Below are 23,267 nucleotides of genomic sequence, written 5' to 3'. Positions count from 1 at the left end.
TCTGCTAACCTCTGAGTCCCGGCGCCTCCTGGCCCGTCCTCTCGACATATTCCGTATAGCCGCCGCCATAGGTGTGGATGCCTTCCGGCGTCAGCTCCAGCACGCGGTTCGACAGCGCGGCGAGAAAATGCCGGTCGTGCGAGACGAACAGCATGGTGCCCTCATACTGCGACAGCGCCTCGATCAGCATCTGCTTGGTGGCGATGTCGAGGTGGTTGGTCGGCTCGTCCAGCACCAGGAGATTGGGCGGGTCGAACAGCATCAGCGCCATCACCAGCCGCGCCTTCTCGCCGCCTGACAGCACCCGGCATTTCTTCTCGATCTCGTCGCCGGAAAAGCCGAAGCAGCCGGCGAGCGCCCGAAGCGGCGCCTGGCCGGCCTGCGGGAAATTGTCTTCCAGCGTCTGGAACACGGTGCGCTCACCTTCGAGCAGCTCCATGGCGTGCTGGGCGAAATAGCCCATTTTCACGCTCGGCCCCCGCGCCACCGTGCCGGTGTCGGGGTCGGAGGCGCCGGCCACCAGCTTGAGCAGCGTCGACTTGCCGGCGCCGTTGACGCCCATGATGCACCAGCGCTCGCGGCGGCGGACCTGGAAGTCGAGCCCCTCATAGATGCTGCGGCTGCCATAGGCCTTGTGTACATTCTTCAAGGTGACGACATCCTCGCCGCAACGCGGCGCCGGCTGGAACTCGAAATTCACGATCTGGCGGCGCTTCGGCGGCTCGACACGGTCGATCTTGTCGAGCTTTTTCACCCGGCTCTGCACCTGCGCGGCATGCGAAGCGCGTGCCTTGAAGCGCTCGATGAAGGCGATCTCCTTGGCCAGCATCGCCTGCTGGCGCTCGAACTGCGCCTGCTGCTGCTTGTCGGCGATCGCCCGCTGCTGCTGGTAGAACTCGTAATTGCCAGAGTAAGCGGTGAGCGAACCAGCCTCGATCTCGACGATCTTGTTGACGATGCGGTTCATGAACTCGCGGTCGTGCGAGGTCATCAAGAGCGCGCCGTCATAGCCTTTCAGGAACTGCTCCAGCCAGATCAGGCTTTCGAGATCGAGATGGTTGGACGGTTCGTCGAGCAGCATCACGTCGGGCCGCATCAAAAGGATGCGGGCCAGCGCCACACGCATCTTCCAGCCGCCCGACAGCTTGCCGACATCGCCGTCCATCATCTCCTGGCTGAAGCCCAGACCATCGAGCACTTCGCGCGCGCGGCCGTCGAGCGCATAGCCGTCGAGTTCCTCGAAGCGGTGCTGCGCCTCGCCATATTTCTCGATGATCTCGTCCATCCGGTCGGCCTGGTCGGGATCGGCCATCGCCGCTTCCAGTTCCGCCATCTCGGCCGCGACGTCGCTGACCGGCCCGGCGCCGTTCATCACTTCGGCGACGGCACTATGGCCCGCCATGTCGCCGACATCCTGGCTGAAATAACCAATGGTGACGCCGCGATCGACCTGCACCTGCCCCTCATCGGGCTGCTCCTGGCTGGTGATCATGCGAAACAACGTTGTCTTACCGGCGCCATTGGGTCCGACAAGGCCGACCTTCTCGCCCTTCTGCAGAGAGGCCGACGCCTCGATGAAGACAAGCTGACGGCCGTTCTGCTTGCTGATGCTTTCAAGTCTGATCATGATGTTCCGAGGGACGCCTGGAAATTGAAGGAATTTCCCGGGCCTTTACGCGATCGGCCGCTCCGGTGGAAGCGCGCAAATTGTCCGGCGCACCAAAGCCCGCCCTGAACTCGACGCGAGGCGGCTCAGGATGCCTGGCCGGTGTCGGCGGCAAGGCCGTCCAGCCGCGCCAGAAACAGTTTCAGCAGTGGCGAGGTGTTGGACTTGGCGTAGCCGAGCACGAGGTCGATGGTCGGCACCGGTCCGGCCAGCGGCCGGCTCACCACCGAGCGCGGCAAAAGATGTTCGGCATAGACCGGCAGCAGGCTGACGCCGCCTGTCGACGTTACCAGCGAGATCGCCATCGACAGGTTCTCGGCTTCATATGCAGGCCGCAGCGTGACGCCGACCCGTCGCGCATAATCGTCGATGACGATCTTCAGCGCCGGTGCTGCCCTGGTCGGCATGATGAAGGTCTCGGCAGCCAGATCCTCGATGCGCACGGCATCGAGCGCTGCCAGCGGATGGCTCGTCGGCAGGATCGCGACCAGCGGCTCGCGCGCCAAAAGCTTGAACGCGAGGCCCGATACCCAGTCCTCGCGGCGAAGGAACGCAACGTCGATCGCGCCGCGCAACAGCCCGCCAGCCAGTTCCGGAGAGGACTGGCTGGACACCGTCACCTCGAGATTGGGCAACTCGCTGCCCAGGATGCGCAACGCCTGGGGCAACCACGTCACCTCTTGCCCGGTCAGGAAGCCCAGCGCGAAGGCGGCCTTGGCAGGCTGCGCGGCGCGGCGCGCGGCAATGCCTGCCGCCTCCACCTGCATCAGCACCAGCCTGGCATGGTCGAGAAATGTCCGGCCAGCCGCCGTCAGTTCGATGCCGCGCGCGCCGCGCACAAGAAGCCTGGCGCCGACCTCCAGCTCCAGGTCGCGCATCTGCCGGCTCAGCGAAGGCTGCGCGGTGTGCAGCCGCTTTTCCGCCGCGAGCGTCAGACTGCCCTCTTCCGCGACGGCGATGAAGTAGCGGAGATGGCGCAGTTCCATGATCTTCAGCCATGCTTTGAAAGTATGGCTGAAGCATACAAAGTCTTGGTCGCCAAGTCATCCCCTCCCCATCTTCACATCCATCGGCGGTGCAGTTCGCACAGCCTTTCAAGGAGAACGAAGATGGATACCAAAATTGTCTTGATCACCGGCGCGCTGACAGGCATTGGCCGCGCCACCGCGCTGGCCTTTGCCAAGGACGGTGCGCGGCTTGTCGTTTCCGGCCGCCGCGAGGAAGCGGGTGCGGCCCTTGTCGAGGAGTTGCGGAGCCTTGGCGCCGAGGCCGAGTTCATCAAGGCCGATGTCCGCGAAGACGATCAGGTCGCGGCCCTCGTCGACCGGACCGTCGCTCGCTTCGGCCGCCTCGACGTCGCCGTCAACAATGCCGGTACCGAGGGCCAGCCAGGCCCGCTGACCGCGCAGACGGCGGCAAGCCTTGCCGCCACTTTCGACACCAACGTGCTGGGCACGGTGCTTGGCCTCAAGCACGAACTGCGCGTGATGATCCCGCAGGGCCACGGCGCCATCGTCAACATCTCCTCGACATACGGCCATCGTGGCGGCGCCAGCGCGTCCATCTATGCGGCGAGCAAGCACGCGGTGGAAGGGCTGACCAGATCGGCCGCGCTGGAAGCAGCCGCGTCCGGCGTACGCGTCAACGCCGTTGCCCCCGGCCCGATCGAGACCGAGATGCTCAACCGTTTCACCGGCAATGCGCAAAACAAGGCCGGCCTGCTCGCCGGCGTGCCGATGAAGCGCGGCGGCAGGCCGGAGGAGATCGCCAACGCCATCCTCTTCCTCGCCTCGGGCAAGGCCTCCTTCATCACCGGCCAGGTTCTCGGCGTCGACGGCGGCAAAGGGGCGGCCTGAACGCCCATAACCCAATTCATGGAAAGCAAAGACCATGTCGCACGACATCAAGCTCTATCATTCCACCGGCTCGCCCAATGCCAGGCGGGTGCGCATCTTCATCGCCGAGAAGGGCATTTCCATCCCGTCGGTCGCGGTCGATCTCGGCAAGCGCGAGCAGTTCTCGGACTGGTTCACGGCCATCAACCCGCGCCAGCAGGTGCCGGCATTGGCGGTGGACGGCACCACCATCGCCGAAGTGCCCGCGATCTTCCGCTATCTGGAGGAGGAATTCCCGGCCGTGCCACTCCTCGGCTCCGGCTCGATCGACAAGGGGCTGGTCGCCATGTGGGAGCGACGCGCCGAACTGGACGGTCTTGCCCCGGCACTGGAAGGCATCCGCAACAAGGCCGAAGGGCTGAAAGGCCGGGCTCTGTCCGGCCCCTACGACTATGAGCAAATCCCGGCGCTGGTCGACCGCGCCATGGCGCGCATCGGCCATTTCCATGCCGACCTCGACGAGCGGCTGCAAAGCGTGGCCTTCATAGCCGGCGACTATTTTTCGGCCGCCGATATCACCGCCCTGGTCGCCCTGGATTTCGCCGCAGCCGCGATGAAGATGCCGATCCCCGAGGGATTGGACGCATTGCGGCTGTGGCACGGCGCCGTCTCGGCACGGCCGGGCGCCGCCGCCTGAGGCTCTGCAAGAGCGAAACCTGCTTGCCTCACCGCCTCGCCGAAGCACGGCCTTGTCCGAGGCCGTGCCGGCCTTTGCCCCCCGCGACCGCTGCGATTGGCAACGGGCCACCCCCAGAAACACTCCAGAAACAAGATTCAACATCCGGGAAAAACTGGCGAAAAGATCGTCTGCGATAACCATCCTCGTAGCAACCAAACAGCGGTCGCCACACAACGCAAAAGGATGGTCCCGACAATGCAACGACGTTCGACCGGATGGATGGCTGCCCTGACCGGCATTTCGCTCGCCATGCTTGCGGTCGCCCAGTCGGGCGCGGAGGCGGCGGTTACCCGGAGCGAATATTGCAGCCGGCTCGGTCTTCAACTCGACGGAGCCATCCGGACCAAAGCCGAACCCGGTGCCAGTGCGAGCCAGATCGCGCAGGCAACGGCACTGCAGGACAAGGCGAACCGGTTCTGTGCCGAACGCAAGCAGGCGCAAGGCATCCGGACCTACGCCAACGCCCTGAAACTTCTTGGCGTGACACCGGTCGACCTCGACCAGTGACAGCAACCATCAACCTCTGAAGGAAGCCTATCATGAACAAGCCCCTCCTCTCCGCCCTCGGCCTGGCCATCGCTCTCGGTCTGGCAATGCCGGTTGTCGGCACCGCTAATGCGGCGGCCACGACCACCACCACGACGACGACCGCTCCGGCGACGACGACCGCCCCCGCGACCGCTCCGGCGGCTCCCGCTGCCGTGGACGCGGCGAAGACGCCGGTCAAGGCGGCCGCGCACAAGCACCACAAGAAGCATCGCAAGCATGTGCGCAAGCACGGCCACAGGCACGTGGGCAAGAAGCATGGCCACCGGCACGTCGCCAAGAAGCACACCCACAAGCGTATCCACAAGAAGCACGGCCACAAGCACGCCAAGGCCGCTTGATATCGTTTCTCCCTTCTGATTTCCTCCCGGGAAAAGGCCGCCACTCGCTAAAATGCGAGGGCGGCTTTTTCTTGTGTGCGATCGAGGCAAGGCAGCCTGGCTGGACGTCTGCAAAAACAGGCACTTACGGCAATTCCGCGATTCAGATCGTGAACCGCCTCAAGCCACCCCGAGCGCGGCCCGAACCTGCCGTCCGCTCATACCGCTGTCGAACACGGCCGTGCCGGGATCGAAGCGGCGGGCCTGCGACAGCGGTCCGACCACGACCGGATCGAAGCCGGCATCCGCCACCAGCCGCACCGCCAGGGCAACAGCCTGTTCGTCATCGCCGGCAAGCGGAATGCCGATCCCGTCGCCGGCGCGATGCGCCTGCGACTGCAGCGTCGTCCACATCACCGTGCTGAAGGCGCGAACGAGTTTCGCGCGCGGCAGGAGCGGTGTGACGGAAAAGACCACGCCGTCCTTGCGGGCAAGCGCTGCGTCGCCAAAGGCGCCGTCGCGCGGCGGGTCGGGCACCGTGGCGTCGAGCAGCACCTTGTCGCCGAGTGCTGCCCCGATCTCGGCCGCGACATCGGGCCAGGCCCGAAACGGGATGGCGGCCAGCACGACATCCGCCCCGGCAACGGCATCGAGGACCGGGCCGGCCGTGGCCTTGCCGCCAAGTCCGGAAAGCATCGAGCGCAACCGTTCGGGATGCCGGACACCGAAGGTCACCTCATGCCCGGCCTGCGCCCACAGCCGCCCGACCGTGCCGCCGATCATGCCGGCGCCCAGAATGCCTATTCTCATCCTCGCCTCCTGTTCAACAACGCTCACCACGGCAGTCTTTTGCCATCGCGGAAAAAGCCGCCGGTCGGGCCGTCATCCGGCAAGGTCGCGGCCCAGACGATGCCGGCCGCCCCTTGCGTCACCGGGCGTCCGCCCGGGCCGCCCATATCGGTGGCGACCCAGCCCGGACAGATGGCGTTGACCAGCACGCCGGAGCCGCGCAGTTCCGCCGCCAGCACGCAGGTCAACGCATTGAGCGTCGCCTTCGAGGTCGAATAGGCCGGCGCCCCCGCCCCCATCGAGGCCAGCGAACCGCCTTCGGAGGAGACGTTGACCAGCCGGCCATGGCCACCGGCCTTCAACAGCGGCGCAAAAGCCGCCGCCGCGCGCCAGGCGCCGAAGACATTGGTCTCGAACGCCTCGCGGATCACGGTCCAGTCCGGCCGCAAGGCGCGCGAGCCGGTATCGTAGTGGATGGCGGCATTGTTGATCAGCACATCGAGCCGGCCGAACCGGCGCTCGACCTCAGCGGCCGCGTGGGCTGCGGCGTCAGGTGCTGCAACATCGAGCGCAATGGCCTCGACATGGCCATCAAGCCCTTTCGCCGCCGCCGCCCCCTTGGCGAGGTCGCGCACGCCGAGCAGCACGGTGAAGCCGAGTTTCGCCAACTGGCGGCCGGTCTCCAGCCCGATGCCGCGATTGGCGCCGGTGATGAGGGCGACTTTGTTGGTGGTCATGTGGGGATACCTCTGTGTGTCGTCTCGGAAAGATGGCACAGGCGCAATTGATTTATTAGGCAGCGGAGGTCGCAATCATTATTCAACTTGATGCATGAGTTGAATCGAGCGGGTCTGACGTCGCGTTCCGTCACACCCCCTCTGTCCTGCCGGACATCTCCCCCGCAAGGGGGGAGATTGGGTGTCACCACCGTCTTCGCCAATCATCAACGCCGCAATGAAAAGCGATGGTAACGAAACTGCCGATCTCCCCCCTTGCGGGGGAGATGGCCGGCAGGCCAGAGGGGGTGTTCAAGCGCCGAGGTTTCCGCAATTTGCCCTGCCCCAAACCTCATGCCCGCAGGAATCGGGTGTCGGCAGACGTCGCACCATGCGATCGTTCACCGATCACGAGGACCCGCCATGCTCACGCTTCACGATTATCTGCCATCGCAAAATGGCTGGAAAGTCCGGGTCCTGCTCGGCCTGCTGAAAATCCCTTACGAGACCCGCATCGTCTCGATTTTCGAGGGCGAAAGCCATACCGATGCGTTCCACAAACTGAACCCGGCCGGTGCCGTTCCCGTCTTCAGCTCGAGGACGGCAGCGCCATCGCCGAATCCAATGCGATCCTCACCTACCTCGCCGAAGGCACGCCGTTGCTGCCGGCGGACCGCTACCGGCGCGCCAAGATCATGCAATGGCTGTTCTTCGAACAGTACAATGTCGAGCCCGTCATCGGCTCGCTGCGCTTCTGGACCTTGACCGGGCGGCTGGAGCGCAACCAGGCCATGGTTGCCGGCAAGCGCGAGGCCGGCGCCCGCACACTCGCCGCCCTGAACCGCAGCCTTGGCGAGACGCCGTTCCTCACCGGAACCGACCTCACCATCGCCGACATCGCCATCTATGCCTACAGCCACCGCGCCGAGGATTGCGGATTCTCTCTTGCGGACCGCCCGGCATTCCTCGCATGGACCGGCCGCGTGCACGACGCCATCGGCCAGGGTTATCCGGTCCATCCCTACAGCATCGACCCGCACTCGGGCGCCTGAGAACTGGCTCATCCCACTCGCCAGAACCAGTCTGTTTACACTGCGGCAGAATAGGGATATTTCATATCCTTAATAGAGTTCGGTCGGCCGGAATCCGTGGATGATCCTGAAAAGCCAAGTCGAATGGGCGCTGCACTGCTGCGCCATTCTCGCCGGCCTGCCTGAGGGGCGGTATCTCTCCACAAAAGCGCTCGCCGAATTCCACGGCCTTCCCAAGGAATATCTTTCCAAGGCACTGCAAAGTCTGTCGCAGGCGGGTCTGGTCCATACGACATTGGGTCCGTCAGGTGGATACCGATTGGCGCGGCCACCGGCCGAGCTGACCTTCCTCGACATTGTGGAGGCGGTTGAGGGCAAGGCGCGGACGTTTGTCTGCAACAACATCCGCGAGAACAATCCGTGTCGTCCTCAGGGTTATTGCGAAAGCGGCCCTTGCCCGGTGGCGCGCATCATGTGGGAAGCCGATGAGGCCTGGCGTGAAAAATTGCGCGCCGTCAGGCTTTCCGACCTCACCGAGGCACTGGCCCTCGACATTCCGGCGGACCTTTGGAAAAGCAGCTTCGAATGGGTGCTGGAGCGTGCCGGATGACCCTGACGGGTCGCGACGGGCCTCTCGTCGCGGATAGAACCCGGCATGATCCGAGTTCACAGGCACGGCCGGACACCAGGAAAGGTGCCCGGCCCTTTCGGCCTACTTCTTGGCCGGATAGGTCAGTTCTTTCTGAGCGGTATCGACCACGAACACCGCCAGCAGCTTCGCGGGCTCCGTCTCGCTGCCGTTTTCGCTCACACTGTGGCGATCGCCCGGCATCTCCGAAAAGCTCTCGCCGGCCTTGTAGACCTTGACCGGGTCGTCGTTGACCTGACTGCGGATGGAGCCTTCCAGAACCGTCGCATAGATGAAGGCAGAGGTCGGATGGGTGTGCGCCGGCGAGGTGCCGCCCGGGCCATATTCGACGAGGATGCCCTTGATGCTCTTGCCCGGAACATTCGGCAGTTCATGCTCATAGACGAGGGTGACTTTGGCGGCCCTTTCGCCGGCGTCATGGGCTCCGGCCGTACCCACCAGGGCTGCCGTCACGACGAGGGCGGCGGCGATTGACTTGATCATTTCGAAACTCCTTTTGTGTTGAGCGATGTGCCGCGCCTGAGCCACGGCGCATCCTGGCGGTCACTTCCGCGCCGAGGTGGGAAACCACTGCTCGAAGGTGATGTGGCCGAGGCGGGGATTGTTGTCGGAGACGAGCGAAGTGTCGTTCAGCCGCGCGCCGAAGTAGAGCGCCTCCGGATCGGCCACCACCTCGCGGGGATCGCCGACAGCCTTGAGGTAGCGGGCGACGAGTTCGCTCATGCGCACACGCTGCGGACCCGAAATCTCGATCATGCCGTTGATCGGCGCGGCGAGCGCGACCCCGGCCATGACGTCGGCGACGTCGTCGGATGCGATGGGCTGCACATAGGCCGGCGACAGATGCACCGCCTCGCCAACAGTGCCCGATTTGGCGATCCCGGCCAGGAATTCCATGAACTGCGTGGAATGAACGATGGTGTAGGGAATGCCGGAAGCCTTGATCAGATTCTCCTGGGCGAGCTTGGCGCGGAAATAGCCGCAATCCTGCAGGCGTTCGGTGCCGACTACCGAGAGCGCGATATGGTGCCTGACGCCGGCGGCCTTGTCCGCAGCGAGCAGGTTGCGGCCCGACGTCTCGAAGAAGTCCATCGCTGCCTTGTCCTCGAAAGAGGGTGAGTTGGCGAGGTCGATCACGACTTCCGCGCCTTCGAGCGCTTCCTGCAGGCCTTCGCCGGTTATGGTGTTGACGCCGGTATTCGGCGCGGCTGCGATCACCTCGTTACCCTGCCTGCGCAGGCGTTCGGTGGTCTTGGAACCGATGAGCCCGGTGCCCCCGATGATGACGATTTTCATAACAGTCTCCGTTTGCGGCCGCACTGTTGCGCCGCATCGATTGATGGGCCGAGGAAAGGTTTAGTTCAGGCCGGCCTTGTCGAGGCCGTAGAGCTTGTCCGCAGAGCCGGGCACGGTCTTGAAGGCGACGTTGACGCGGTTCCAGGCATTGATGGCCATGATCGAGAAGGTGAGGTCGGAGATTTCCTTTTCCGAAAGCTGCCCGCGCACGCGCTCGTAGAGTTCGTCCGGGATACCGCCTTCGGGGAGTTTGGTGACGGCTTCGGTCCAGGCAAGGGCGGCACGTTCACGGGGAATGAAAAGGGTCGATTCCCGCCAGACGGCGACATGATGGAGCCGCAGCTCGCTCTCGCCGTGGATCTTGGCTTCCTTGACATGCATGTCGAGGCAGAAGGCGCAGCCATTGATCTGGGATGCCCTGATGTGGACCAGATCGCGGATCTTCTCTTCGATGGCGCCATGTGTCTCGGCCATGCTGAGATCGATGAGCTTCTTGAACAATTCAGGCGATTGCTGCGCGGCGTTGAGGCGCTGTGTCATGGCTTTTCCCTGTTTGCGGATATCTTATGTCCTTAAGGACAATTAATATCCATAATAGCTGGACAGTAAAGCGCCACCCGCCTAGAATGCGGACATAAGGCTTATGTCGAAAAGTATGAGGGCGAGGATGGACGTCGTATCGGCGTTGCGAACGTTCCTGCGCGTGGCGCAGACAAAATCCTTCTCTGCGGCTGCCATCGACCTTGATCTGACGCAGCCGGCTGTATCCCGGCAGGTCTCCGCGCTGGAATCGCATCTCAAGACGCGCCTTCTGCACCGTACGACGAGCGCGCTCGCCTTGACGGCGGAGGGTGAACAGATGCTGCCGATGGCGCTGCGCGTCATCGAAGCGGTCGAAGCGCTCGGCCAGGCCGGCTGTGCCGAAGCGGCCGTATCGGGGAAGGTGCGGCTCAGCCTGCCAACGCCGCTCGGCTTCTTCATCAGCGACCGCCTGGCAAGGCTGCTGGAGCGCCATCCGGCACTTCAAGTCGATCTGCTCCTTCGCGACGAGCCGTCGGACCTGGTCGCGAGCGCAATCGATCTCGAGGTACGTCTCGGGCCGGTCGGTGACAGCAGCCTGATGTGCCGCCGGATCGGCTGGACAACAGCCTTTCTCGTGGCCTCGCCAGCCTATCTCAAGGGACGCGACACACCGCGAGCGCCGCAAGACATCAGGGATCATTCCTGCATTTGCTACAGCCGTGGCGGCGACGGCCGGTCATGGTCGTTCTCCAGTGGAGCGGATGAAGTTGTTCTGCGGATCGAGCCCCGCCTTGTCGCCAACAATTCAATGGCCGTCCATCGCGCGGCATTGGCAGGAGCCGGGCTTGCGGTGCTCTCCCACATTCTGGCCAGACCGGACATCGAAGCAGGCAGGCTGGTCAAGCTGATGCCGGATTTTCCACCGACACGCCTGCCGATCAATGTCGTCTACCCATCCCGCCGGAATATACCGCTGCGTGTGACGACGGTCCTCGACTTTCTTGTCCAGGCCGTGCGCGACGACATCCTGATGTCGTCGGCGGCGCCCTCGCCGACCATCCCTATGGCATCGACCCAAGCTCCGGCGCCGGACGCGCCCTACTTCTTGCCCTGCGGATAGATCGTCTCGCCGCGTTTCAGCATCGCCACGAAGGTCTCGATCTTCTTCTTGCGGCCGGCCTCGGTCTTCATGTTGTGGGTGCGGAAGGCGAGCGAGAAGCGGTTCTGCGCGCTGAGCTTTTCCAGCATCGCCTTCGCCGCTGGTTCGGCATCGATGGCTGCCTGCAGATCGTCAGGGATTTTCATTTCCTTGCCGCTACCATAGGCGCGCGCCCAGCGTCCGTCGGCCTTGGCGGCCTCGACCTGGCTCAGCCCATGCCCGGTCATGCGGCCCTCCTCCACCAGCCGCGCGACATTGTCGATGTTGATCTTGCTCCAGATGCTCTTCTTGCCGCGCGGCGTGTAGCGCTGGAGAAAACTGTTCTCGTCCAGCCCCTTGCGCACCGCGTCGATCCAGCCGAAGCACAGCACGACGTCGATGGCCTCCTTCGGCGTGATCGACTTCAGCCCCGACCCGACCTTGTGCACCTTGATCCACACTTCGGTTTCCGTGGCGTGGTGCTGGCCGAGCCAGGCATAAAAACTCGCCGCGTCGGGGAATTCCCGAACCTTGTCGGGATCGACCTTGACCGGCGCCATCAGTGGGCCTGCCGGTTCAGAATTGTTGTCGCTGGCGTCGCGGTCATCTTGCCTCCTGCATCATTCGATTCCCGCCATCGTGGCATGGTCCACCGTCAGTTTTCGTCAGCAGTGGGGCACGCTGCAGTGAAGTGGGGAACACACCACCATCGCCGCGTTGCCGCAAGAGTGTAACCGCCCGATGGAGGAGCGCGACATTTCCCCACCGTGCTATAGGACCACAACTGCCACGCTGGGGGATACGTCACCATGAGATTTCTGCTCTTCGGCCTTGCCTTGCTGCTGCCGGGCGTGGCGCTGGCCGAACCGATCGAAACCCGCAAGATCATCACCGCGCTGACCGGCGATTTCAACGGCGACGGCGCTCCCGACCTTGCCATGGTGGTCGAGACCGGGCCGACCGACCCGATGGACATCCATTTCTTCCTCAGGGATATCGAGCACAATTACCTCAAGCCCGTCGAAATCGTACACGAACAGATCGGTGGCGAGTGGAACGGTTACGACCGGCCGGGCTATGAGAACTCCGACACCGAGCCGGAGCTGACGATGCTGCCCAACGGCTCGATCAAATTCTATCTGCCGGCGCCGGAGATCGGCAGCGAGCGCACCAACCAGACACTGACCATCGCCTACCGCAACGGCGCCTTCATCGTTGCCGGCTTCGCCTCGATTCCGATGATTATCTGCAGGAGAATGCCGCCAGCGCCTGTGACTACAATGTGCTGACCGGCAAGGGCACCAGCTCGAAGCAGCAGCCGGACGGCAGTACCAAGCACAAGACCATGTCGGCTGAAGGCCAGACCATCGCATTCCGGGACTGGAACTCGGGCGACGCCTTCACCGCTTGCCAGGAATAAGGGACGCGCCCTGCCCCTGCGGCCGGCGTCAGACCGGTGGCGGGGCTGCCGGCGTCAGCCCGTGGCGGCGCATGATCTCCATCATCTTGGCTTTGTCCGGCGGCCCACCGGCAGCTGCGTTGAGCAAGCCGAATGCCTCCCGGAAATAGTCCGGACCAATCGCCGCCGGCGTGATGACGCAGAGTGCCTTGGCATCCTTGGTGCCATTGTTGTCGAAGCGGTGGACGGCGCCGCGTGGAATGCACAGCGCCTCCCCCGGCCCAACCTCGATCGGCTTGCCGTCCACGGTCCAGGTCAACACCCCATCAATGCCGTAGATGGTTTCCTCGTAGTGATCGTGGCTGTGCGCCGGCGCTGGCAAGCGCTGTGCGCCCGGCACCATCAGCTCGAAAGCGGCGACACTGCCGTTCGAATTTTCGCCCGATACCAGGAAACGGACCGACAGCCCCTTGGTGCCGATGGTTTCATTGGATGGGTTGACCTGAAGATCCATGGCTGACATTGCGCAACCCCTCTGGTAAATTACATTTACTAGCAGTCAGTAAACTCAATTTACCGGATCGTCAATGGCCACCTCCAGCGAAGTTCTGCAGACCAAGACCGAGGACCTTTTGATCGGCGCCCTGCTGCGCGTGCCGGCGCAGGCCATCCAGCGCCGGCTGATCAAGGAGCTCAACGCCGCCGGTTTCGGCGAATTGCGCCTGCCGCATATGGCGGTGCTGCAGTTTCCCGGCCCGGACGGCGCACGCCCTGGTACCATCGCCGAACGTGCCGGCATGAGCAAACAAGCGATCAACCAGCTGCTCAGCAGCCTCGAAGGGTATGGCTATATCGTCCGCTCCGACGGCGAAGGCAGCGCACGCGTGGTGCACGCCACCGAACGCGGCCACGCCGCTTTCTGGAAGATGGTCGACATATTGCGCGACATCGAGGAGGAGTGGCGCAGCGAGCTCGGGCCGGAGCGCTTCGACCAATTGAAAGCGCTGCTGTTCGTCGTCTGGGACAGCCCGCTGGTGCGCTGACCGAAACCGCGTTCGTGCGCGGCATCATCGGCATTTCCGATGGCGCTATCGGTTTCTTCCGTTTCCCCTCGGCACACCGACCTGCCAATCCCTGCCCTTGTCCAATCCAGCAAAGGCAGAGCGAAATGAGCATTTCAAACCAGAAAATCCTGATCGTCGGCGGCGGCTCCGGCATGGGCCTGGCGCTGGCCAGGCGTTGTGTCGAGGCCGGTGCTGAAATCATCATCGCCGGGCGCGGTGAGCAGAGGCTGAGAGAGGCCCGCGAGGCGCTGGGCAATCCCGCCGGCTTGGACATGGCCGTCGTCGACATCGCCCGGGAAGACCAGGTTGCGGCGTTGTTCGCGCGCATCGGCGCCCTCGACCATATCGTCAGCACGGCGGCCGACATCGAAGGCGCCTACAGGCTGCTGCCGGAGCTTGACCTCAAGGCTGCGCAACGCGCGGTCGACAGCAAGCTCTTCGGCCCGCTGCTGCTTGCCAAGCACGGCGCCCGACAGCTGGCAGTGAGCGGTTCGATGACCTTCGTCTCCGGCATCGCCGCCTACCGGCCGGCCGCCCGCGGCTCGGTCGTCGCCGCCGTCAATGCCGCGCTCGAAGGGCTGGTTCGGGCGCTGGCCGTCGAACTCGCGCCGATCCGCGTCAACGCCGTTTCGCCCGGCTGGGTCGACACCGAGATCTGGGCGCAGGTCGCCGGCGACCGCAAGGCCGAAATGCTTGCCGCGATGGCCGAGCGGCTGCCGGTCGGCAGGGTCGGCCAGCCCGCAGATATCGCCGACGCCATTTTCTTCCTGATCGGCAATGGTTTTACCACCGGAACGACGCTCCATGTCGAGGGTGGACACCGGCTTGTCTGAACTGGACCGGCATCGGAAACTGCTTTCAAAGCAGGACCTTGGGGCGGCTTGTCGATTCAGGTTCTGAACTGGTTTGAGAGGGCTCCTGCGCCAGCGTGTCGCGCGCGGCGGCGAGCAATTGCCGCAGCGCCAGCGGCTGGACGCGCCGGCGTCGCCAGATCATCGTCAGCGGTGCCGCCTGTGCTCGGCCGGGCCATGGCAGTTCGACAAGATCGCCACGCTCTAGCGCGTCACTGACCGCAAGGCGTGGAACGAGGCCCAGCCCAGCACCCGCCGCCACCAGCCGGGCAATGGCGCCGATGCTACCGACTTCAGCGGCAAGTTTTGGCGCTGCCATGCCCGCCTCGGCAAAAGCGGTGTCGAACATATGCCGGTAGATGCATCCAGGCTCCGTCGCCACGAAGCGCTGCGCGGCAAGTCCTGCCAGGTCGCGCGGCGCGATGCCTTGTGCCGGAGCCGCGACCAGCACCAGCGGTTCGGCGCCTATGGTGCGCCTGGCCAGGCGTTCATCGGCGTCCTTCGCACCGTCACGACGCTCGAAGCAGAAGGCGACGTCGATGTCGCCATCCCTGAGCAGGCGCAGCAGCGTGCCGCTGTCGGCCACCTTCATCCGCACAATGATGTCGGGATGGCTGGCTTGAAATCCCGGCAGCCAGGGCGCCAGCCGGGCCGAGGCGATCGTTTCCAGCGCGCCGATGGTCAGCGCCCCGCTTGTCTGCCCGGCAGCCAGCAGCACCGCCGCGCGCGCCTCGCCGTCGAGCCGCAACAAATCTTCGGCGATCGGCTTCAGCGCCAGCCCCGCCGGCGTCAGCTCCAGGCCGGCCTTCGTGCGTGTGAACAAAGCGGCACCCAACTCCGCCTCGAGGGTCTGGATCTGGTCGCTGACACTCGACTGTGCGAGATGGACCGCCTCGGCGGCGCGGGTGATGTTGCGGCAGCGTGCCACCGCGAGAAAGGTCCTGAGCAGTCTTGGATGCATCGCCTGGCCGACATCAGGCCTATTGCAACTGCGGCTTCTTCAAAAAGCTGCCGCGGTCGGCGGACTTGACGCGCAGCCAGGTCTCGCGGCCGTCGCGCACCACACGCATCGGGATCTCGGCACCGGCCGAGCCGCTGTCCCACAGCTTGCGATAGAAATCGGCGAGCCCGTCGACCGCGCCGTCGCGGACCTCGGAGATGACATCGCCCTGGCGCAGGCCGGCCTTGGCGGCCGGACCGCCCTCGGTCACGCTCATCACCACCACCTTGCCGTCGCTTTCGGCCGACAGGGCGCCGAGCCACGGACGCGGCGGCCTGGCCACCTGGCCGCGTGTCAGGAGATCGTCGAGGATGGGCGGCAACAGATCAATCGGCACCACCATGTTGATATCGGCGACCTCGCCGGCGCGGCTCATCTGCAGGCGCAGCGAGCCGATGCCGAGCAGCGCGCCATCGGCGCTGAACAGCGGCGCTCCGCCCCAGGATGGATGCGCGGGCGCGATGAAGATCGCCTCGTCGAGCAGATACTCCCAATAGCCGGCGAATTCCTGCTTGGTGACGATCTTGGCCTCGACCGCCCGGCCGATGCCGTCGGCAAGCACCACCGCGTCGCCGATACGAGCCTTGCCGGCATCACCCAGCGCCACGGCCGGCAGCCCGGTCGGCGCCAGCGCCTGGACCAGGCCGAAGCCCGATTCCTGGTCATAGGCCAGCGCGTGCGCCGGGATGACGCGGCCGTCATGCGCGGTCAGCCAGACCTCCTCGGCCTCGGTGATGAGATAGCCGATGGTCAGCACCAGCCCGTCGTCGCGGATGACGACGCCGCTGCCCTCCCTGAGCGTGCCCAGCGCGCCGGCCGTAAAAGCATCCTCTGGGACGGTCGCCCGCACGGCAACGACGGAGCGCGGATTGGGATTGATGGCCATGATTTTGTCCTGCGATGCAATTGCCCTGGCGGCTTCTTCTATAGGTATGCCTTGGGGAACTTGGTGCAAGGGGTGAGAAACGGTGGCCGCAGGCCACGAGAAGCCAATTGCTTGGCTTTTCGAGTTTCGAACGCCCTGAGCCTGCGAAGGGCCGGCTTAAATGCCCGCACCGACGCACCAACATTGACAATAGTTCAACGCAAGTTGAACTTCCCCCTCCGCAGCCCTAGCTGTAGATGGATCCGCTCAATCCCGTTTCTTCCTTCCCCACCATTCGAGGCCAGATATGACAGACTACACCCCGCCGAAAGTATGGACCTGGAACAAGGCAAATGGCGGCGCCTTTGCCAGCATCAACCGGCCGATCGCCGGGCCGACGCATGACAAGGAATTGCCCGTCGGCAAGCATCCGCTGCAGCTCTATTCGCTGGCGACGCCGAACGGCGTCAAGGTGACGGTCATGCTGGAGGAGCTTCTGGCGCGCGGCTACAAGGGCGCCGAATACGATGCCTGGATCATCCGCATCAATGATGGCGACCAGTTCGGGAGCGGCTTTGTCGAGGTCAACCCCAACTCCAAGATCCCGGCTTTGATGGATCGCAGCGGCGCCACGCCGGTGCGTATCTTCGAGTCCGGCTCGATCCTGGTCTATCTCGCCGAGAAGTTCGGCGAGTTCCTGCCCACCGAACAGCCGGCGCGCGCCGAAGTGCTGTCCTGGCTGTTCTGGCAGATGGGCTCGGCGCCGTATCTGGGCGGCGGCTTCGGCCATTTCTACGCCTATGCGCCGCAGAAATTCGAATATGCCATCGACCGCTTCGCCATGGAAACCAAGCGGCAGATGGACGTGCTCGACCGCCGGCTGGCGGTATCAGAATATCTCGGCGGCAAGGATTACTCGATCGCCGATATGGCGGTCTGGCCCTGGTATGGCGGGCTGGCGCTCGGCCGCATGTACAATGATTCCGCCGACTTCCTGTCGGTGCAGGAGTACAGCCACGTTCAGCGCTGGGCGAAAGCGATCGACGAGCGGCCGGCGGTCAAGCGCGGCCGCATGGTCAATCGCGCCTTCGGCGAGCCGGCGCTGCAGCTGCACGAGCGCCACGACGCCAGCGATTTCGACACCAGGACGCAGGACAAGCTGGCGACCGCAGCCGAATAGGCAAAGCCAAAGCCGGCTCCAATGAAAAACCCGTCACCGATGCGAAATCGGTGGCGGGTTTTTCATGACGGGTTTGCCGCACTGGTTCAGTGCAGAACCTCGACGACCTGACGGGTCTCGGGGTCGACGAGCACGGTCTGGTCGTTGATCACCGCGACGCGGTATTTGACATCAGGCACCTCACGCAGTTCGACGGTATCCGGCACCGGCGAGCCGAGCTTGAGTTCGACGCCCAGAAGATTGACCGATGCCAGCGGCTGCTTCTTGACGTATTGGCGAACGACCGTCTCCTGCTCCGGTTGAACCACGACCCGCTGCGCCGGCTGGACGACGATGACGTCTTCGGCCATCGCCGCACCAATGCCGCCCATCAGGATGAGTACGGCTGCCGCACTCGAAAGATAATATTTCATAGTAACCTCCATTTGGCGGTCTTGATTCCGTATTCCGCCTGCAGGGAAAACTCGGCCACAGCCGCGAGGTTCCATTTCAATTGACGCAATAAATATGCAGCCTGATCGATAAATCTGATTCTGGTTTTTTATGAAAAAAGTTAGATCAGCCAGATAGTTCTTTGAAAATTTTGTAATTAATTTTCTGGAATACAAAAATCGCCTAGGAATGTCCGCAAAACTCACTTGCTTCGGAGAGGTGCATCTGGATGCCTCTTTCCGAAAGGTGAAGTCGATCCGTCATCCCTGAGCAACAGCCAACGTAGCGCGCCGTGTCGTTCCCGGATGCTTCGTCCAGCGCACGAAAAAGGCCCACCCTGCCGGGAGCAGAGCGAGCCTCAAACGGTTCCGGCGGAGGTGGCAGCCTCACCGGTCACATCAGGAAAACGCCAGTGTCGGCGTCCGGTTCCAGCCACCGAATGGCGGGCCTGAATCAGATGCAACCATGTCGCCATGACGACGTTGTTTCCGGCGTTTCCCGGCATGAAATCTCCAGCAAGGATGATTGCGACATGGCTCCCCGACCCTCCGTGACCAGGCATCCCTTCACGCTGATGTTTGTCGTGATCGCGCTGATGGCGCCTTTTGCCGGCCTTGCCTGGCGCAGCCGCGAATGGATGGGCTGGTAGGCCTGGAAGTCGCGGCCACATGATCGCGGCCCTGGCTCCTTAGCCCCCCGGGACAGGTGGGGCTGGCGGTCGCCGCTGTGGTGGTGGTGGTTGCCGCGCTGTGGTGGTAGCCGCGGCCGCACCCCCAACCGAAGCGCGCCCGAACCTTTGCCGCCGAGACTAAGGAACTAACCGCTGTACCCCGAGTTTCGCCTTCAGTCTTTTCACGGATTGGAGGCCAGCATGGCACCGCGCAGCAAACCACACACCGACGATGACGACAGCCCCGAGGTCGAGGGCCCGACCATCGAGCAGCTGGACTGGGACGCGGTCAAGGGCGGCCAGATCCTGCCCGACTCCGTGCCCGAAAACGGCGACATGCACTACGGCGTCGAAAAAGAGGGCGACCTGCCCGAGGAAGACGACGACAACGCACTCCAGGACAGCGACGACGCCTTGCCCGACGATGAGGAAGAAGCCGCGATCAAGCGACACCCGACGCGCGAGGGTCGGTTCGACGAGACGTGAGGGCTGGAAATTACCGGCCCCTTTTCAGAACTACCAGCGCTTTATCCCCCCGCAATGTCGGCGTAATCCCTCCGGGCTACCCCCTCTCCCACAACAGCCGTGTGGGATGCATCTTGATTTTCGAAACGAGCGAGCGCGCCTGGCTGCGGGAAGCCGCCGGCGTCTTCAGCCAGATCCTTGGCCTTTGCGGGCGGCTGGGGCTGCGGCAATCCAGGATTTTCCTCACCCGCTTCGCCTGCAAGCCGGTGAGCTTCTTCAAATGGTTCCACTTCCTCAGAGGTTTCCGGCAAAAGCACGGACTGGGCTGCCCACATGACGATTTGCTGCGCAAGAAGCCCTACAAATTCTTCGCCCTTGGGCTGCCTGGCCATCGCGGCTTCGACCTTCTGGTCGACCATTTCAATCTGGCGGCGGCGGGCCTGCCGCGGCATGTGCTGGAGGCGGTCTGGCGCGGGCGGGCGATGGACATCGGCCAGGTGACCGGACGGCGCGATGCCTATGCGCTGACCATGCGCCTGTCCGTTCATTCCGGCACCAGCCACGAAGGCGCCTTCTCGATCAGGCTGACGCGGCAGAGCGACCGGCTCGACCTGGTCAGGTTGAGCTTCATCCTCTATCCCCTGGGCGCCAGCCCCTTGGGCGCCGGCCCCATGGGCGCCAGCCGCTACACCGTCGCCATTGGCGGGCTCCAGGGCAGCAAGGAGCCAGAGGCCAAGCGCGCCGTCATCGAGGCCACGCGCGACCTGTGCGGGCTCAGGCCCAAGGATGCGGCACTGCTGGTCATGGAAGGCATCGCGATCGGTGGCGGCGCCGATCATGTCCTCGGCGTCTGCGATGCCAGGCACACCATCAACTTCCGCTCGCCCGAAAAACGCGCCGGCAAGCGTGCCGACATGGACCAGTACTGGATCGATCGCGGCGGACAGCAAGGCGGCGAATTCGGCTTTGCCATGCCGGTGCGGAGCCGCGACATGGCAGCGCCGCTCAGCCGGCGAGACGTCTACAAGTTCGAATTCCTGGAGTTTGGCAAGAGCCTGTTTGCCTCGCCGTTCAGACTGAACGAGGTTCCACTTGATCTCACTCGCGGAGGGCCTTTCGCCCAATGAATGTGGAGGCTGGCACATCGCTGTCAGGACGTCGGACGGCGCCACTTTGCCCTTCCCGACGCCCGCTTTTATCCCCCAAGAGGGTAAAGGCATTATATATCAATTGGCTAAAATAGTGGAACGTCCAATGGACATTGCCGGAACCGAACGAGACCCATCGGACCTTTGCTTCAGCCACCTAAGACTTTGGTCCCAAAAGGAAACGCAAAGGGCCGATGCGGCTGTTCATCGGGAATATCCCGCTTCTGCCCTCGTTTGCCGCAAGGTCTCCGGACCGGACTGGATTTCGGAGGAAGAGCGATGCACCATCGGTCCATCATCACCAGAACAGGCCACGGCCCGGGTACGGCGATCGCCGTGTTGATGGTCGGACTGGTGGCAGTGGGGATTGTGTTCCTCGTCCTGGGTGGCGCGTTCTATTTCGGCGAGCAGCCGTCCAATCAACACACTCTGTCTTCCGTGCCTGCCCGATCAGCCCAGGCGGCCGACCAGAGGGCGTCGGATTGATGGGCCAGCATGCATCAAACATCGGAGATTGCGGCGGCGAGCGCCCCAGACGCGCCGTCGCCCAGCCTCGGGCACGTTCTGCGCCGCATGGCGACGAAGTCGGCGCTGGCGCCAACCACGATGCCGTAGTCCTCCAGCGCCTTGGCGCCGGCATGGGTCACAACATCGAAGGCGGCGGCGAGTTCGTGGTCCTCGCAGAGCCGAAGCGGTAGCCGATCATGTAGGTGCGCGAAAGCACCGGCGTTGCCGCCCCTCCATGTCGACCGACCGCAACATTACCAAACTGTAATGTTGCCGCAAGACGTCAGACAGATCGTCTCGTCACAGTGTCCATGGGCGATATGGGCCAAGTGGAGGAAAATGAAATGTACAGGAAACTTCTTTCCGCAGCGATTCTGGTAACGCTCGCAACCGCTCCCGCGCTTGCGGCGACGGAATATTTCGTCGCCCAGAAAGCGAGCGACAAGACGTGTTCCGTCGCCACGACAAAGCCTGACGGCAAGACCGTGATGATGGTCGGCAAGACGTCCTACAAAACCGAGGCCGAAGCGACGGCAGCGATGAAAGCAGCCGCCGACTGCAAGAAGAAGTAGGACCCCGAAAAATACCCGATGGCGCCGCGCGCGCCATCGAAGCCTCTTGTTCGAACATGATCTTTTCCGAAACGGTTTCTACTTTTCGGGATCATGCGTAGACACGCGCCGTTCCGATTCGGCGTAATCCAAAAGGAAATGAACCCATGAACAAATCCATCCTCGCGGCTCTCGGCCTTGCGTTCGCGCTGGTCGTCTCGATGCCGGTTCTCGAAGCCAGCGCGGCTGCCACCACCGCAGCCGTGACCGCTGCCGCCAACACGGCTGCCCCCGCCGCGGTTCAAAAGGTCGCCGCCAAGAAGCACAAGAAACACAAGAAGCATTCCAAGAAGCACAAGACGGCAGCCAAGGCCTACTGATATCGGGCGGTCATCGCCTGCGAAGACCCCATCCCGAGTCCATCGGGATGGGTCAGGCTAGGATGATAGCCAGCATTCGGCCATCGCTCGCCACCGCCTTGCCCCGCCGATAGACCGTCCGGTCCTTCGGCACCGCTACCACCGCCTCGGGCACGTGCTGCGCCCGCATGGCGACGAAGTCGGCGCTGGCGCCAACCACGATGCCGTAGTCCTCCAGCCCCAACGCCTTGGCGCCGGCGTGGGTCACCACATCGAAGGCGGCGGCCAGCTCGTGGTCCTCATAGAAGCCGGAGCGGTAGCCGATCATGTTGGCCCGGTTCAGCATGTCGCCATCGCCATAGGGCCACCAGGAATCGCGGATGTTGTCGGAGCCGCTGAACACGGTGACGCCTGCCTGCCGCAGAGCCGCCACCGGCGGGAAGGCATGGTTGCCGGGCGCGTTGGTCATGATCGCCACGCCAGCCGCCGCCAGCATCGCGCCGGCCTTCGCCAGGGCGTCGGCCGGGATGTCGCCAAGGCCATAGGCGTGGCTGACGGCGACATGGCCTTCCATGCCGAGCGCCTTTGTCCGCGCCGCGATCTCCTCGACCTGGAACAGGCCGAGCGTGCCGCCATCATGCAGGTGGATGTCGACGCCCGCGCCATGCTTTTGCGCGAGCCCGAACACGACGTCGAGATGGCCCTTCACATCGCGGTCGAAGCTGGCCGGGTCGAGCCCGCCAATCAGGTCGCAGCCGAGCTTCAGCGCCTCGTCGAGCAGCTCCGCCGTGCCGGGGGACGACAGAATACCGCTTTGCGGGAAGGCGACGAGCTGGATGTCGATGAGGTCGCGGTATTTTTCGCGCACGGCCAGGATGGTTTCGACATGGCTGAGCCCGACCGAACCATCGACCATGACATGGCTGCGCATGGCCAGGCTGCCATGGCCAACGCAAAGCTCGAGCTGGTTCTTCGCCCGTTCGGCCATCGGCGCCGCGGCGGCAAGGTTTTGCGCCTGGAAGGCAACGCGCTCGCGCACGTCGAAGCCGTTGGTGCAGGGAATATGCGGGCGCCAAGCGTCGCCATGGAACGAGGTGTCGAGATGGATATGCCCCTCGACGAAGGCCGGCACCACAAGCTGGCCGCCGAGGTCGATAGTGATAGGGGCGACGGCGGCGAAATCAGCCGGCGGCGCACTGCCGGCCGGCGCGATGGCGCTGAAGCGGCCGCCGGTGACGAAGAAATCCGCCAGCGACCCATCGGCCAGTTTCGCGTTGCGGAAAATCGTCTGTTCGCTCAAAATTGTCTGCTCGCCCATGGGCGCCATCCCTGTTGAAGGCGCCAGTCCTCGCCGCCCGCCCGCCGCGGGTCAATGCGGCAGCGGAGAAAAACTGTTTCGCGCAATTGCCCTGGCAAACCGGCATATCGGATCCGCACCGCAGTCCATGCCTATTCCGCTTTCGCGGAAGTTTCGAGCGCCCGGCAATATGCAATGGTGTTATTGCGGCGGTACGAGCCGCCCTGGTTGA

Annotated in this window: 30 protein-coding genes and 1 pseudogene; 17 read left to right on the top strand and 14 right to left on the bottom strand. The window is 63.9% G+C overall.

The features are described 5' to 3' along the window. Nucleotides 1-4: 4 nt before the first annotated feature. On the bottom strand, nucleotides 5-1,627 hold the full coding sequence (locus DBIPINDM_RS29645; protein WP_258582525.1) for an ABC-F family ATP-binding cassette domain-containing protein: 1,623 nt from the start codon (nucleotides 1,625-1,627) through the stop codon (nucleotides 5-7). 125 nt (nucleotides 1,628-1,752) lie between these two features. Then, nucleotides 1,753-2,652, bottom strand: a complete 900-nt coding sequence (locus tag DBIPINDM_RS29640; RefSeq protein ID WP_258582524.1) for a LysR family transcriptional regulator — start codon at nucleotides 2,650-2,652, stop codon at nucleotides 1,753-1,755. 123 nt (nucleotides 2,653-2,775) lie between these two features. On the opposite strand from DBIPINDM_RS29640, the gene DBIPINDM_RS29635 reads away from it, so the two are divergent. From DBIPINDM_RS29635 to DBIPINDM_RS29620, 4 genes are all read left to right on the top strand, one after another. Then, entirely contained in the window at nucleotides 2,776-3,522 is a 747-nt protein-coding gene (locus DBIPINDM_RS29635; protein ID WP_258582523.1) for an SDR family NAD(P)-dependent oxidoreductase, read from the top strand. A gap of 34 nt (nucleotides 3,523-3,556) precedes the next feature. Then, complete coding sequence (locus tag DBIPINDM_RS29630) at nucleotides 3,557-4,198, top strand: glutathione S-transferase family protein (protein ID WP_258582522.1); 642 nt, start codon at nucleotides 3,557-3,559, stop codon at nucleotides 4,196-4,198. 237 nt (nucleotides 4,199-4,435) lie between these two features. Then, nucleotides 4,436-4,747 (top strand): hypothetical protein, encoded by a 312-nt coding sequence (locus DBIPINDM_RS29625; protein ID WP_258582521.1) that lies wholly within the window; start codon nucleotides 4,436-4,438, stop codon nucleotides 4,745-4,747. A 32-nt stretch (nucleotides 4,748-4,779) separates the two neighbouring features. Then, complete coding sequence (locus DBIPINDM_RS29620; RefSeq protein WP_258582520.1) at nucleotides 4,780-5,127, top strand: hypothetical protein; 348 nt, start codon at nucleotides 4,780-4,782, stop codon at nucleotides 5,125-5,127. 159 nt (nucleotides 5,128-5,286) lie between these two features. On the opposite strand, the gene DBIPINDM_RS29615 is transcribed toward DBIPINDM_RS29620, so the two are convergent. Both DBIPINDM_RS29615 and DBIPINDM_RS29610 read right to left on the bottom strand, forming a co-directional pair. Further along, a complete protein-coding gene (locus DBIPINDM_RS29615; RefSeq protein ID WP_258582519.1) occupies nucleotides 5,287-5,916 on the bottom strand; it encodes an NADPH-dependent F420 reductase in 630 nt (209 codons plus the stop codon). Between the two features lie 23 nt (nucleotides 5,917-5,939). Then, the gene (locus DBIPINDM_RS29610) at nucleotides 5,940-6,632 is read right to left on the bottom strand and encodes an SDR family NAD(P)-dependent oxidoreductase (protein WP_258582518.1); all 693 of its coding nucleotides are present in this window, start codon (nucleotides 6,630-6,632) and stop codon (nucleotides 5,940-5,942) included. A 402-nt stretch (nucleotides 6,633-7,034) separates the two neighbouring features. Here DBIPINDM_RS29610 and DBIPINDM_RS29605 point away from each other — a divergent pair. Together DBIPINDM_RS29605 and DBIPINDM_RS29600 are read left to right on the top strand one after the other, a co-directional pair. After that, nucleotides 7,035-7,663 (top strand): annotated as a pseudogene (locus tag DBIPINDM_RS29605) (glutathione S-transferase family protein). Between the two features lie 100 nt (nucleotides 7,664-7,763). Further along, on the top strand, nucleotides 7,764-8,252 hold the full coding sequence (locus DBIPINDM_RS29600) for an RrF2 family transcriptional regulator (RefSeq protein ID WP_258582517.1): 489 nt from the start codon (nucleotides 7,764-7,766) through the stop codon (nucleotides 8,250-8,252). Between the two features lie 102 nt (nucleotides 8,253-8,354). On the opposite strand, the gene DBIPINDM_RS29595 is transcribed toward DBIPINDM_RS29600, so the two are convergent. From DBIPINDM_RS29595 to DBIPINDM_RS29585, 3 genes are read right to left on the bottom strand one after another with little or no spacing between them, the layout of a single operon-like run. Beyond that, entirely contained in the window at nucleotides 8,355-8,774 is a 420-nt protein-coding gene (locus DBIPINDM_RS29595) for a cupin domain-containing protein (protein WP_258582516.1), read from the bottom strand. 60 nt (nucleotides 8,775-8,834) lie between these two features. Then, nucleotides 8,835-9,587: an SDR family oxidoreductase gene (locus DBIPINDM_RS29590; RefSeq protein WP_258582515.1), complete on the bottom strand. Its 753-nt coding sequence runs from the start codon at nucleotides 9,585-9,587 to the stop codon at nucleotides 8,835-8,837. Nucleotides 9,588-9,647: 60 nt separating this feature from the next. Further along, entirely contained in the window at nucleotides 9,648-10,127 is a 480-nt protein-coding gene (locus DBIPINDM_RS29585) for a carboxymuconolactone decarboxylase family protein (RefSeq protein ID WP_258582514.1), read from the bottom strand. A 127-nt stretch (nucleotides 10,128-10,254) separates the two neighbouring features. Here DBIPINDM_RS29585 and DBIPINDM_RS29580 point away from each other — a divergent pair, with 127 nt between their 5' ends. Next, nucleotides 10,255-11,229 (top strand): LysR family transcriptional regulator, encoded by a 975-nt coding sequence (locus tag DBIPINDM_RS29580; protein WP_258582513.1) that lies wholly within the window; start codon nucleotides 10,255-10,257, stop codon nucleotides 11,227-11,229. Here the strand turns inward: DBIPINDM_RS29580 and DBIPINDM_RS29575 are convergent. After that, nucleotides 11,208-11,807 carry a YdeI/OmpD-associated family protein gene (locus DBIPINDM_RS29575; RefSeq protein ID WP_258582512.1) on the bottom strand — a complete coding sequence of 200 codons (600 nt, stop codon included), beginning with the start codon at nucleotides 11,805-11,807 and terminating at the stop codon, nucleotides 11,208-11,210. The genes DBIPINDM_RS29580 and DBIPINDM_RS29575 overlap by 22 nt on opposite strands. Before the next feature lie 249 nt (nucleotides 11,808-12,056). Here DBIPINDM_RS29575 and DBIPINDM_RS29570 point away from each other — a divergent pair, with 249 nt between their 5' ends. Beyond that, nucleotides 12,057-12,536: a hypothetical protein gene (locus tag DBIPINDM_RS29570; protein WP_258582511.1), complete on the top strand. Its 480-nt coding sequence runs from the start codon at nucleotides 12,057-12,059 to the stop codon at nucleotides 12,534-12,536. Beyond that, nucleotides 12,530-12,667, top strand: a complete 138-nt coding sequence (locus tag DBIPINDM_RS29565) for a hypothetical protein (protein ID WP_258582510.1) — start codon at nucleotides 12,530-12,532, stop codon at nucleotides 12,665-12,667. The genes DBIPINDM_RS29570 and DBIPINDM_RS29565 overlap by 7 nt, the downstream gene beginning before the upstream one ends. A 28-nt stretch (nucleotides 12,668-12,695) precedes the next feature. Here the strand turns inward: DBIPINDM_RS29565 and DBIPINDM_RS29560 are convergent, their stop codons facing one another. Continuing rightward, nucleotides 12,696-13,169 carry a cupin domain-containing protein gene (locus DBIPINDM_RS29560; RefSeq protein WP_258582509.1) on the bottom strand — a complete coding sequence of 158 codons (474 nt, stop codon included), beginning with the start codon at nucleotides 13,167-13,169 and terminating at the stop codon, nucleotides 12,696-12,698. Nucleotides 13,170-13,233: 64 nt separating this feature from the next. Between DBIPINDM_RS29560 and DBIPINDM_RS29555 the strand changes: the two genes are divergently transcribed. Continuing rightward, nucleotides 13,234-13,689 carry a MarR family winged helix-turn-helix transcriptional regulator gene (locus DBIPINDM_RS29555; protein WP_258582508.1) on the top strand — a complete coding sequence of 152 codons (456 nt, stop codon included), beginning with the start codon at nucleotides 13,234-13,236 and terminating at the stop codon, nucleotides 13,687-13,689. 125 nt (nucleotides 13,690-13,814) lie between these two features. Further along, nucleotides 13,815-14,543 carry an SDR family oxidoreductase gene (locus DBIPINDM_RS29550; RefSeq protein WP_258582507.1) on the top strand — a complete coding sequence of 243 codons (729 nt, stop codon included), beginning with the start codon at nucleotides 13,815-13,817 and terminating at the stop codon, nucleotides 14,541-14,543. Between the two features lie 25 nt (nucleotides 14,544-14,568). Here DBIPINDM_RS29550 and DBIPINDM_RS29545 read toward each other — a convergent pair whose 3' ends face one another. Then, nucleotides 14,569-15,522 (bottom strand): LysR family transcriptional regulator, encoded by a 954-nt coding sequence (locus tag DBIPINDM_RS29545; RefSeq protein WP_258582506.1) that lies wholly within the window; start codon nucleotides 15,520-15,522, stop codon nucleotides 14,569-14,571. Nucleotides 15,523-15,541: 19 nt separating this feature from the next. After that, nucleotides 15,542-16,447 carry a S1C family serine protease gene (locus tag DBIPINDM_RS29540; protein WP_258582505.1) on the bottom strand — a complete coding sequence of 302 codons (906 nt, stop codon included), beginning with the start codon at nucleotides 16,445-16,447 and terminating at the stop codon, nucleotides 15,542-15,544. A 286-nt stretch (nucleotides 16,448-16,733) separates the two neighbouring features. Here DBIPINDM_RS29540 and yghU point away from each other — a divergent pair, with 286 nt between their 5' ends. Further along, complete coding sequence (gene yghU / locus DBIPINDM_RS29535) at nucleotides 16,734-17,606, top strand: glutathione-dependent disulfide-bond oxidoreductase (RefSeq protein WP_258582504.1); 873 nt, start codon at nucleotides 16,734-16,736, stop codon at nucleotides 17,604-17,606. A gap of 86 nt (nucleotides 17,607-17,692) precedes the next feature. On the opposite strand, the gene DBIPINDM_RS29530 is transcribed toward yghU, so the two are convergent. Further along, nucleotides 17,693-18,019 carry a DUF1236 domain-containing protein gene (locus DBIPINDM_RS29530; RefSeq protein ID WP_258582503.1) on the bottom strand — a complete coding sequence of 109 codons (327 nt, stop codon included), beginning with the start codon at nucleotides 18,017-18,019 and terminating at the stop codon, nucleotides 17,693-17,695. A gap of 890 nt (nucleotides 18,020-18,909) precedes the next feature. Between DBIPINDM_RS29530 and DBIPINDM_RS29525 the strand changes: the two genes are divergently transcribed. The 3 genes from DBIPINDM_RS29525 to DBIPINDM_RS29515 all read left to right on the top strand — a co-directional run bounded on the left by DBIPINDM_RS29525 (nucleotide 18,910) and on the right by DBIPINDM_RS29515 (nucleotide 20,807). After that, on the top strand, nucleotides 18,910-19,194 hold the full coding sequence (locus DBIPINDM_RS29525) for a hypothetical protein (RefSeq protein ID WP_258582502.1): 285 nt from the start codon (nucleotides 18,910-18,912) through the stop codon (nucleotides 19,192-19,194). A 113-nt stretch (nucleotides 19,195-19,307) separates the two neighbouring features. After that, nucleotides 19,308-20,300: a VirK/YbjX family protein gene (locus DBIPINDM_RS29520; RefSeq protein WP_258582501.1), complete on the top strand. Its 993-nt coding sequence runs from the start codon at nucleotides 19,308-19,310 to the stop codon at nucleotides 20,298-20,300. Nucleotides 20,301-20,600: 300 nt separating this feature from the next. Beyond that, complete coding sequence (locus tag DBIPINDM_RS29515) at nucleotides 20,601-20,807, top strand: hypothetical protein (RefSeq protein WP_258582500.1); 207 nt, start codon at nucleotides 20,601-20,603, stop codon at nucleotides 20,805-20,807. 14 nt (nucleotides 20,808-20,821) lie between these two features. Here the strand turns inward: DBIPINDM_RS29515 and DBIPINDM_RS43685 are convergent, their stop codons facing one another. Then, nucleotides 20,822-20,968: a hypothetical protein gene (locus tag DBIPINDM_RS43685; RefSeq protein ID WP_416361719.1), complete on the bottom strand. Its 147-nt coding sequence runs from the start codon at nucleotides 20,966-20,968 to the stop codon at nucleotides 20,822-20,824. A 204-nt stretch (nucleotides 20,969-21,172) separates the two neighbouring features. Between DBIPINDM_RS43685 and DBIPINDM_RS29505 the strand changes: the two genes are divergently transcribed. Together DBIPINDM_RS29505 and DBIPINDM_RS29500 are read left to right on the top strand one after the other, a co-directional pair. Then, nucleotides 21,173-21,400: a hypothetical protein gene (locus DBIPINDM_RS29505; protein WP_258582499.1), complete on the top strand. Its 228-nt coding sequence runs from the start codon at nucleotides 21,173-21,175 to the stop codon at nucleotides 21,398-21,400. Between the two features lie 146 nt (nucleotides 21,401-21,546). Beyond that, nucleotides 21,547-21,759, top strand: a complete 213-nt coding sequence (locus DBIPINDM_RS29500; RefSeq protein ID WP_258582498.1) for a hypothetical protein — start codon at nucleotides 21,547-21,549, stop codon at nucleotides 21,757-21,759. A gap of 52 nt (nucleotides 21,760-21,811) precedes the next feature. Here the strand turns inward: DBIPINDM_RS29500 and DBIPINDM_RS29495 are convergent, their stop codons facing one another. After that, nucleotides 21,812-23,056: an amidohydrolase family protein gene (locus tag DBIPINDM_RS29495; RefSeq protein WP_258582497.1), complete on the bottom strand. Its 1,245-nt coding sequence runs from the start codon at nucleotides 23,054-23,056 to the stop codon at nucleotides 21,812-21,814. Between the last annotated feature and the right edge of the window lie 211 nt (nucleotides 23,057-23,267).

Source organism: Mesorhizobium sp. AR02 (assembly GCF_024746835.1).
Lineage (GTDB): Bacteria > Pseudomonadota > Alphaproteobacteria > Rhizobiales > Rhizobiaceae > Mesorhizobium.
The sequence above is the reverse complement of the archived record's forward strand: the minus strand, read 5'-3'. Positions and strand labels throughout refer to the sequence as shown.

Coding starts and splice junctions, on each gene's coding strand:
- yghU (WP_258582504.1), top strand. CDS start 16,734: ATGACAGACTACACCCCGCCGAAAGTATGGACCTGGAACAAGGCAAAT.
- DBIPINDM_RS29595 (WP_258582516.1), bottom strand. CDS start 8,774: ATGATCAAGTCAATCGCCGCCGCCCTCGTCGTGACGGCAGCCCTGGTG.
- DBIPINDM_RS29555 (WP_258582508.1), top strand. CDS start 13,234: ATGGCCACCTCCAGCGAAGTTCTGCAGACCAAGACCGAGGACCTTTTG.
- DBIPINDM_RS29530 (WP_258582503.1), bottom strand. CDS start 18,019: ATGAAATATTATCTTTCGAGTGCGGCAGCCGTACTCATCCTGATGGGC.
- DBIPINDM_RS29500 (WP_258582498.1), top strand. CDS start 21,547: ATGAACAAATCCATCCTCGCGGCTCTCGGCCTTGCGTTCGCGCTGGTC.
- DBIPINDM_RS29540 (WP_258582505.1), bottom strand. CDS start 16,447: ATGGCCATCAATCCCAATCCGCGCTCCGTCGTTGCCGTGCGGGCGACC.
- DBIPINDM_RS29615 (WP_258582519.1), bottom strand. CDS start 5,916: ATGAGAATAGGCATTCTGGGCGCCGGCATGATCGGCGGCACGGTCGGG.
- DBIPINDM_RS29585 (WP_258582514.1), bottom strand. CDS start 10,127: ATGACACAGCGCCTCAACGCCGCGCAGCAATCGCCTGAATTGTTCAAG.
- DBIPINDM_RS29610 (WP_258582518.1), bottom strand. CDS start 6,632: ATGACCACCAACAAAGTCGCCCTCATCACCGGCGCCAATCGCGGCATC.
- DBIPINDM_RS29575 (WP_258582512.1), bottom strand. CDS start 11,807: ATGGCGCCGGTCAAGGTCGATCCCGACAAGGTTCGGGAATTCCCCGAC.
- DBIPINDM_RS29600 (WP_258582517.1), top strand. CDS start 7,764: ATGATCCTGAAAAGCCAAGTCGAATGGGCGCTGCACTGCTGCGCCATT.
- DBIPINDM_RS29590 (WP_258582515.1), bottom strand. CDS start 9,587: ATGAAAATCGTCATCATCGGGGGCACCGGGCTCATCGGTTCCAAGACC.
- DBIPINDM_RS29625 (WP_258582521.1), top strand. CDS start 4,436: ATGCAACGACGTTCGACCGGATGGATGGCTGCCCTGACCGGCATTTCG.
- DBIPINDM_RS29570 (WP_258582511.1), top strand. CDS start 12,057: ATGAGATTTCTGCTCTTCGGCCTTGCCTTGCTGCTGCCGGGCGTGGCG.
- DBIPINDM_RS29580 (WP_258582513.1), top strand. CDS start 10,255: ATGGACGTCGTATCGGCGTTGCGAACGTTCCTGCGCGTGGCGCAGACA.
- DBIPINDM_RS29545 (WP_258582506.1), bottom strand. CDS start 15,522: ATGCATCCAAGACTGCTCAGGACCTTTCTCGCGGTGGCACGCTGCCGC.
- DBIPINDM_RS29645 (WP_258582525.1), bottom strand. CDS start 1,627: ATGATCAGACTTGAAAGCATCAGCAAGCAGAACGGCCGTCAGCTTGTC.
- DBIPINDM_RS29495 (WP_258582497.1), bottom strand. CDS start 23,056: ATGGGCGAGCAGACAATTTTGAGCGAACAGACGATTTTCCGCAACGCG.
- DBIPINDM_RS29620 (WP_258582520.1), top strand. CDS start 4,780: ATGAACAAGCCCCTCCTCTCCGCCCTCGGCCTGGCCATCGCTCTCGGT.
- DBIPINDM_RS29560 (WP_258582509.1), bottom strand. CDS start 13,169: ATGTCAGCCATGGATCTTCAGGTCAACCCATCCAATGAAACCATCGGC.
- DBIPINDM_RS29635 (WP_258582523.1), top strand. CDS start 2,776: ATGGATACCAAAATTGTCTTGATCACCGGCGCGCTGACAGGCATTGGC.
- DBIPINDM_RS29630 (WP_258582522.1), top strand. CDS start 3,557: ATGTCGCACGACATCAAGCTCTATCATTCCACCGGCTCGCCCAATGCC.
- DBIPINDM_RS29640 (WP_258582524.1), bottom strand. CDS start 2,652: ATGGAACTGCGCCATCTCCGCTACTTCATCGCCGTCGCGGAAGAGGGC.
- DBIPINDM_RS29525 (WP_258582502.1), top strand. CDS start 18,910: ATGGCACCGCGCAGCAAACCACACACCGACGATGACGACAGCCCCGAG.
- DBIPINDM_RS29515 (WP_258582500.1), top strand. CDS start 20,601: ATGCACCATCGGTCCATCATCACCAGAACAGGCCACGGCCCGGGTACG.
- DBIPINDM_RS29550 (WP_258582507.1), top strand. CDS start 13,815: ATGAGCATTTCAAACCAGAAAATCCTGATCGTCGGCGGCGGCTCCGGC.
- DBIPINDM_RS29505 (WP_258582499.1), top strand. CDS start 21,173: ATGTACAGGAAACTTCTTTCCGCAGCGATTCTGGTAACGCTCGCAACC.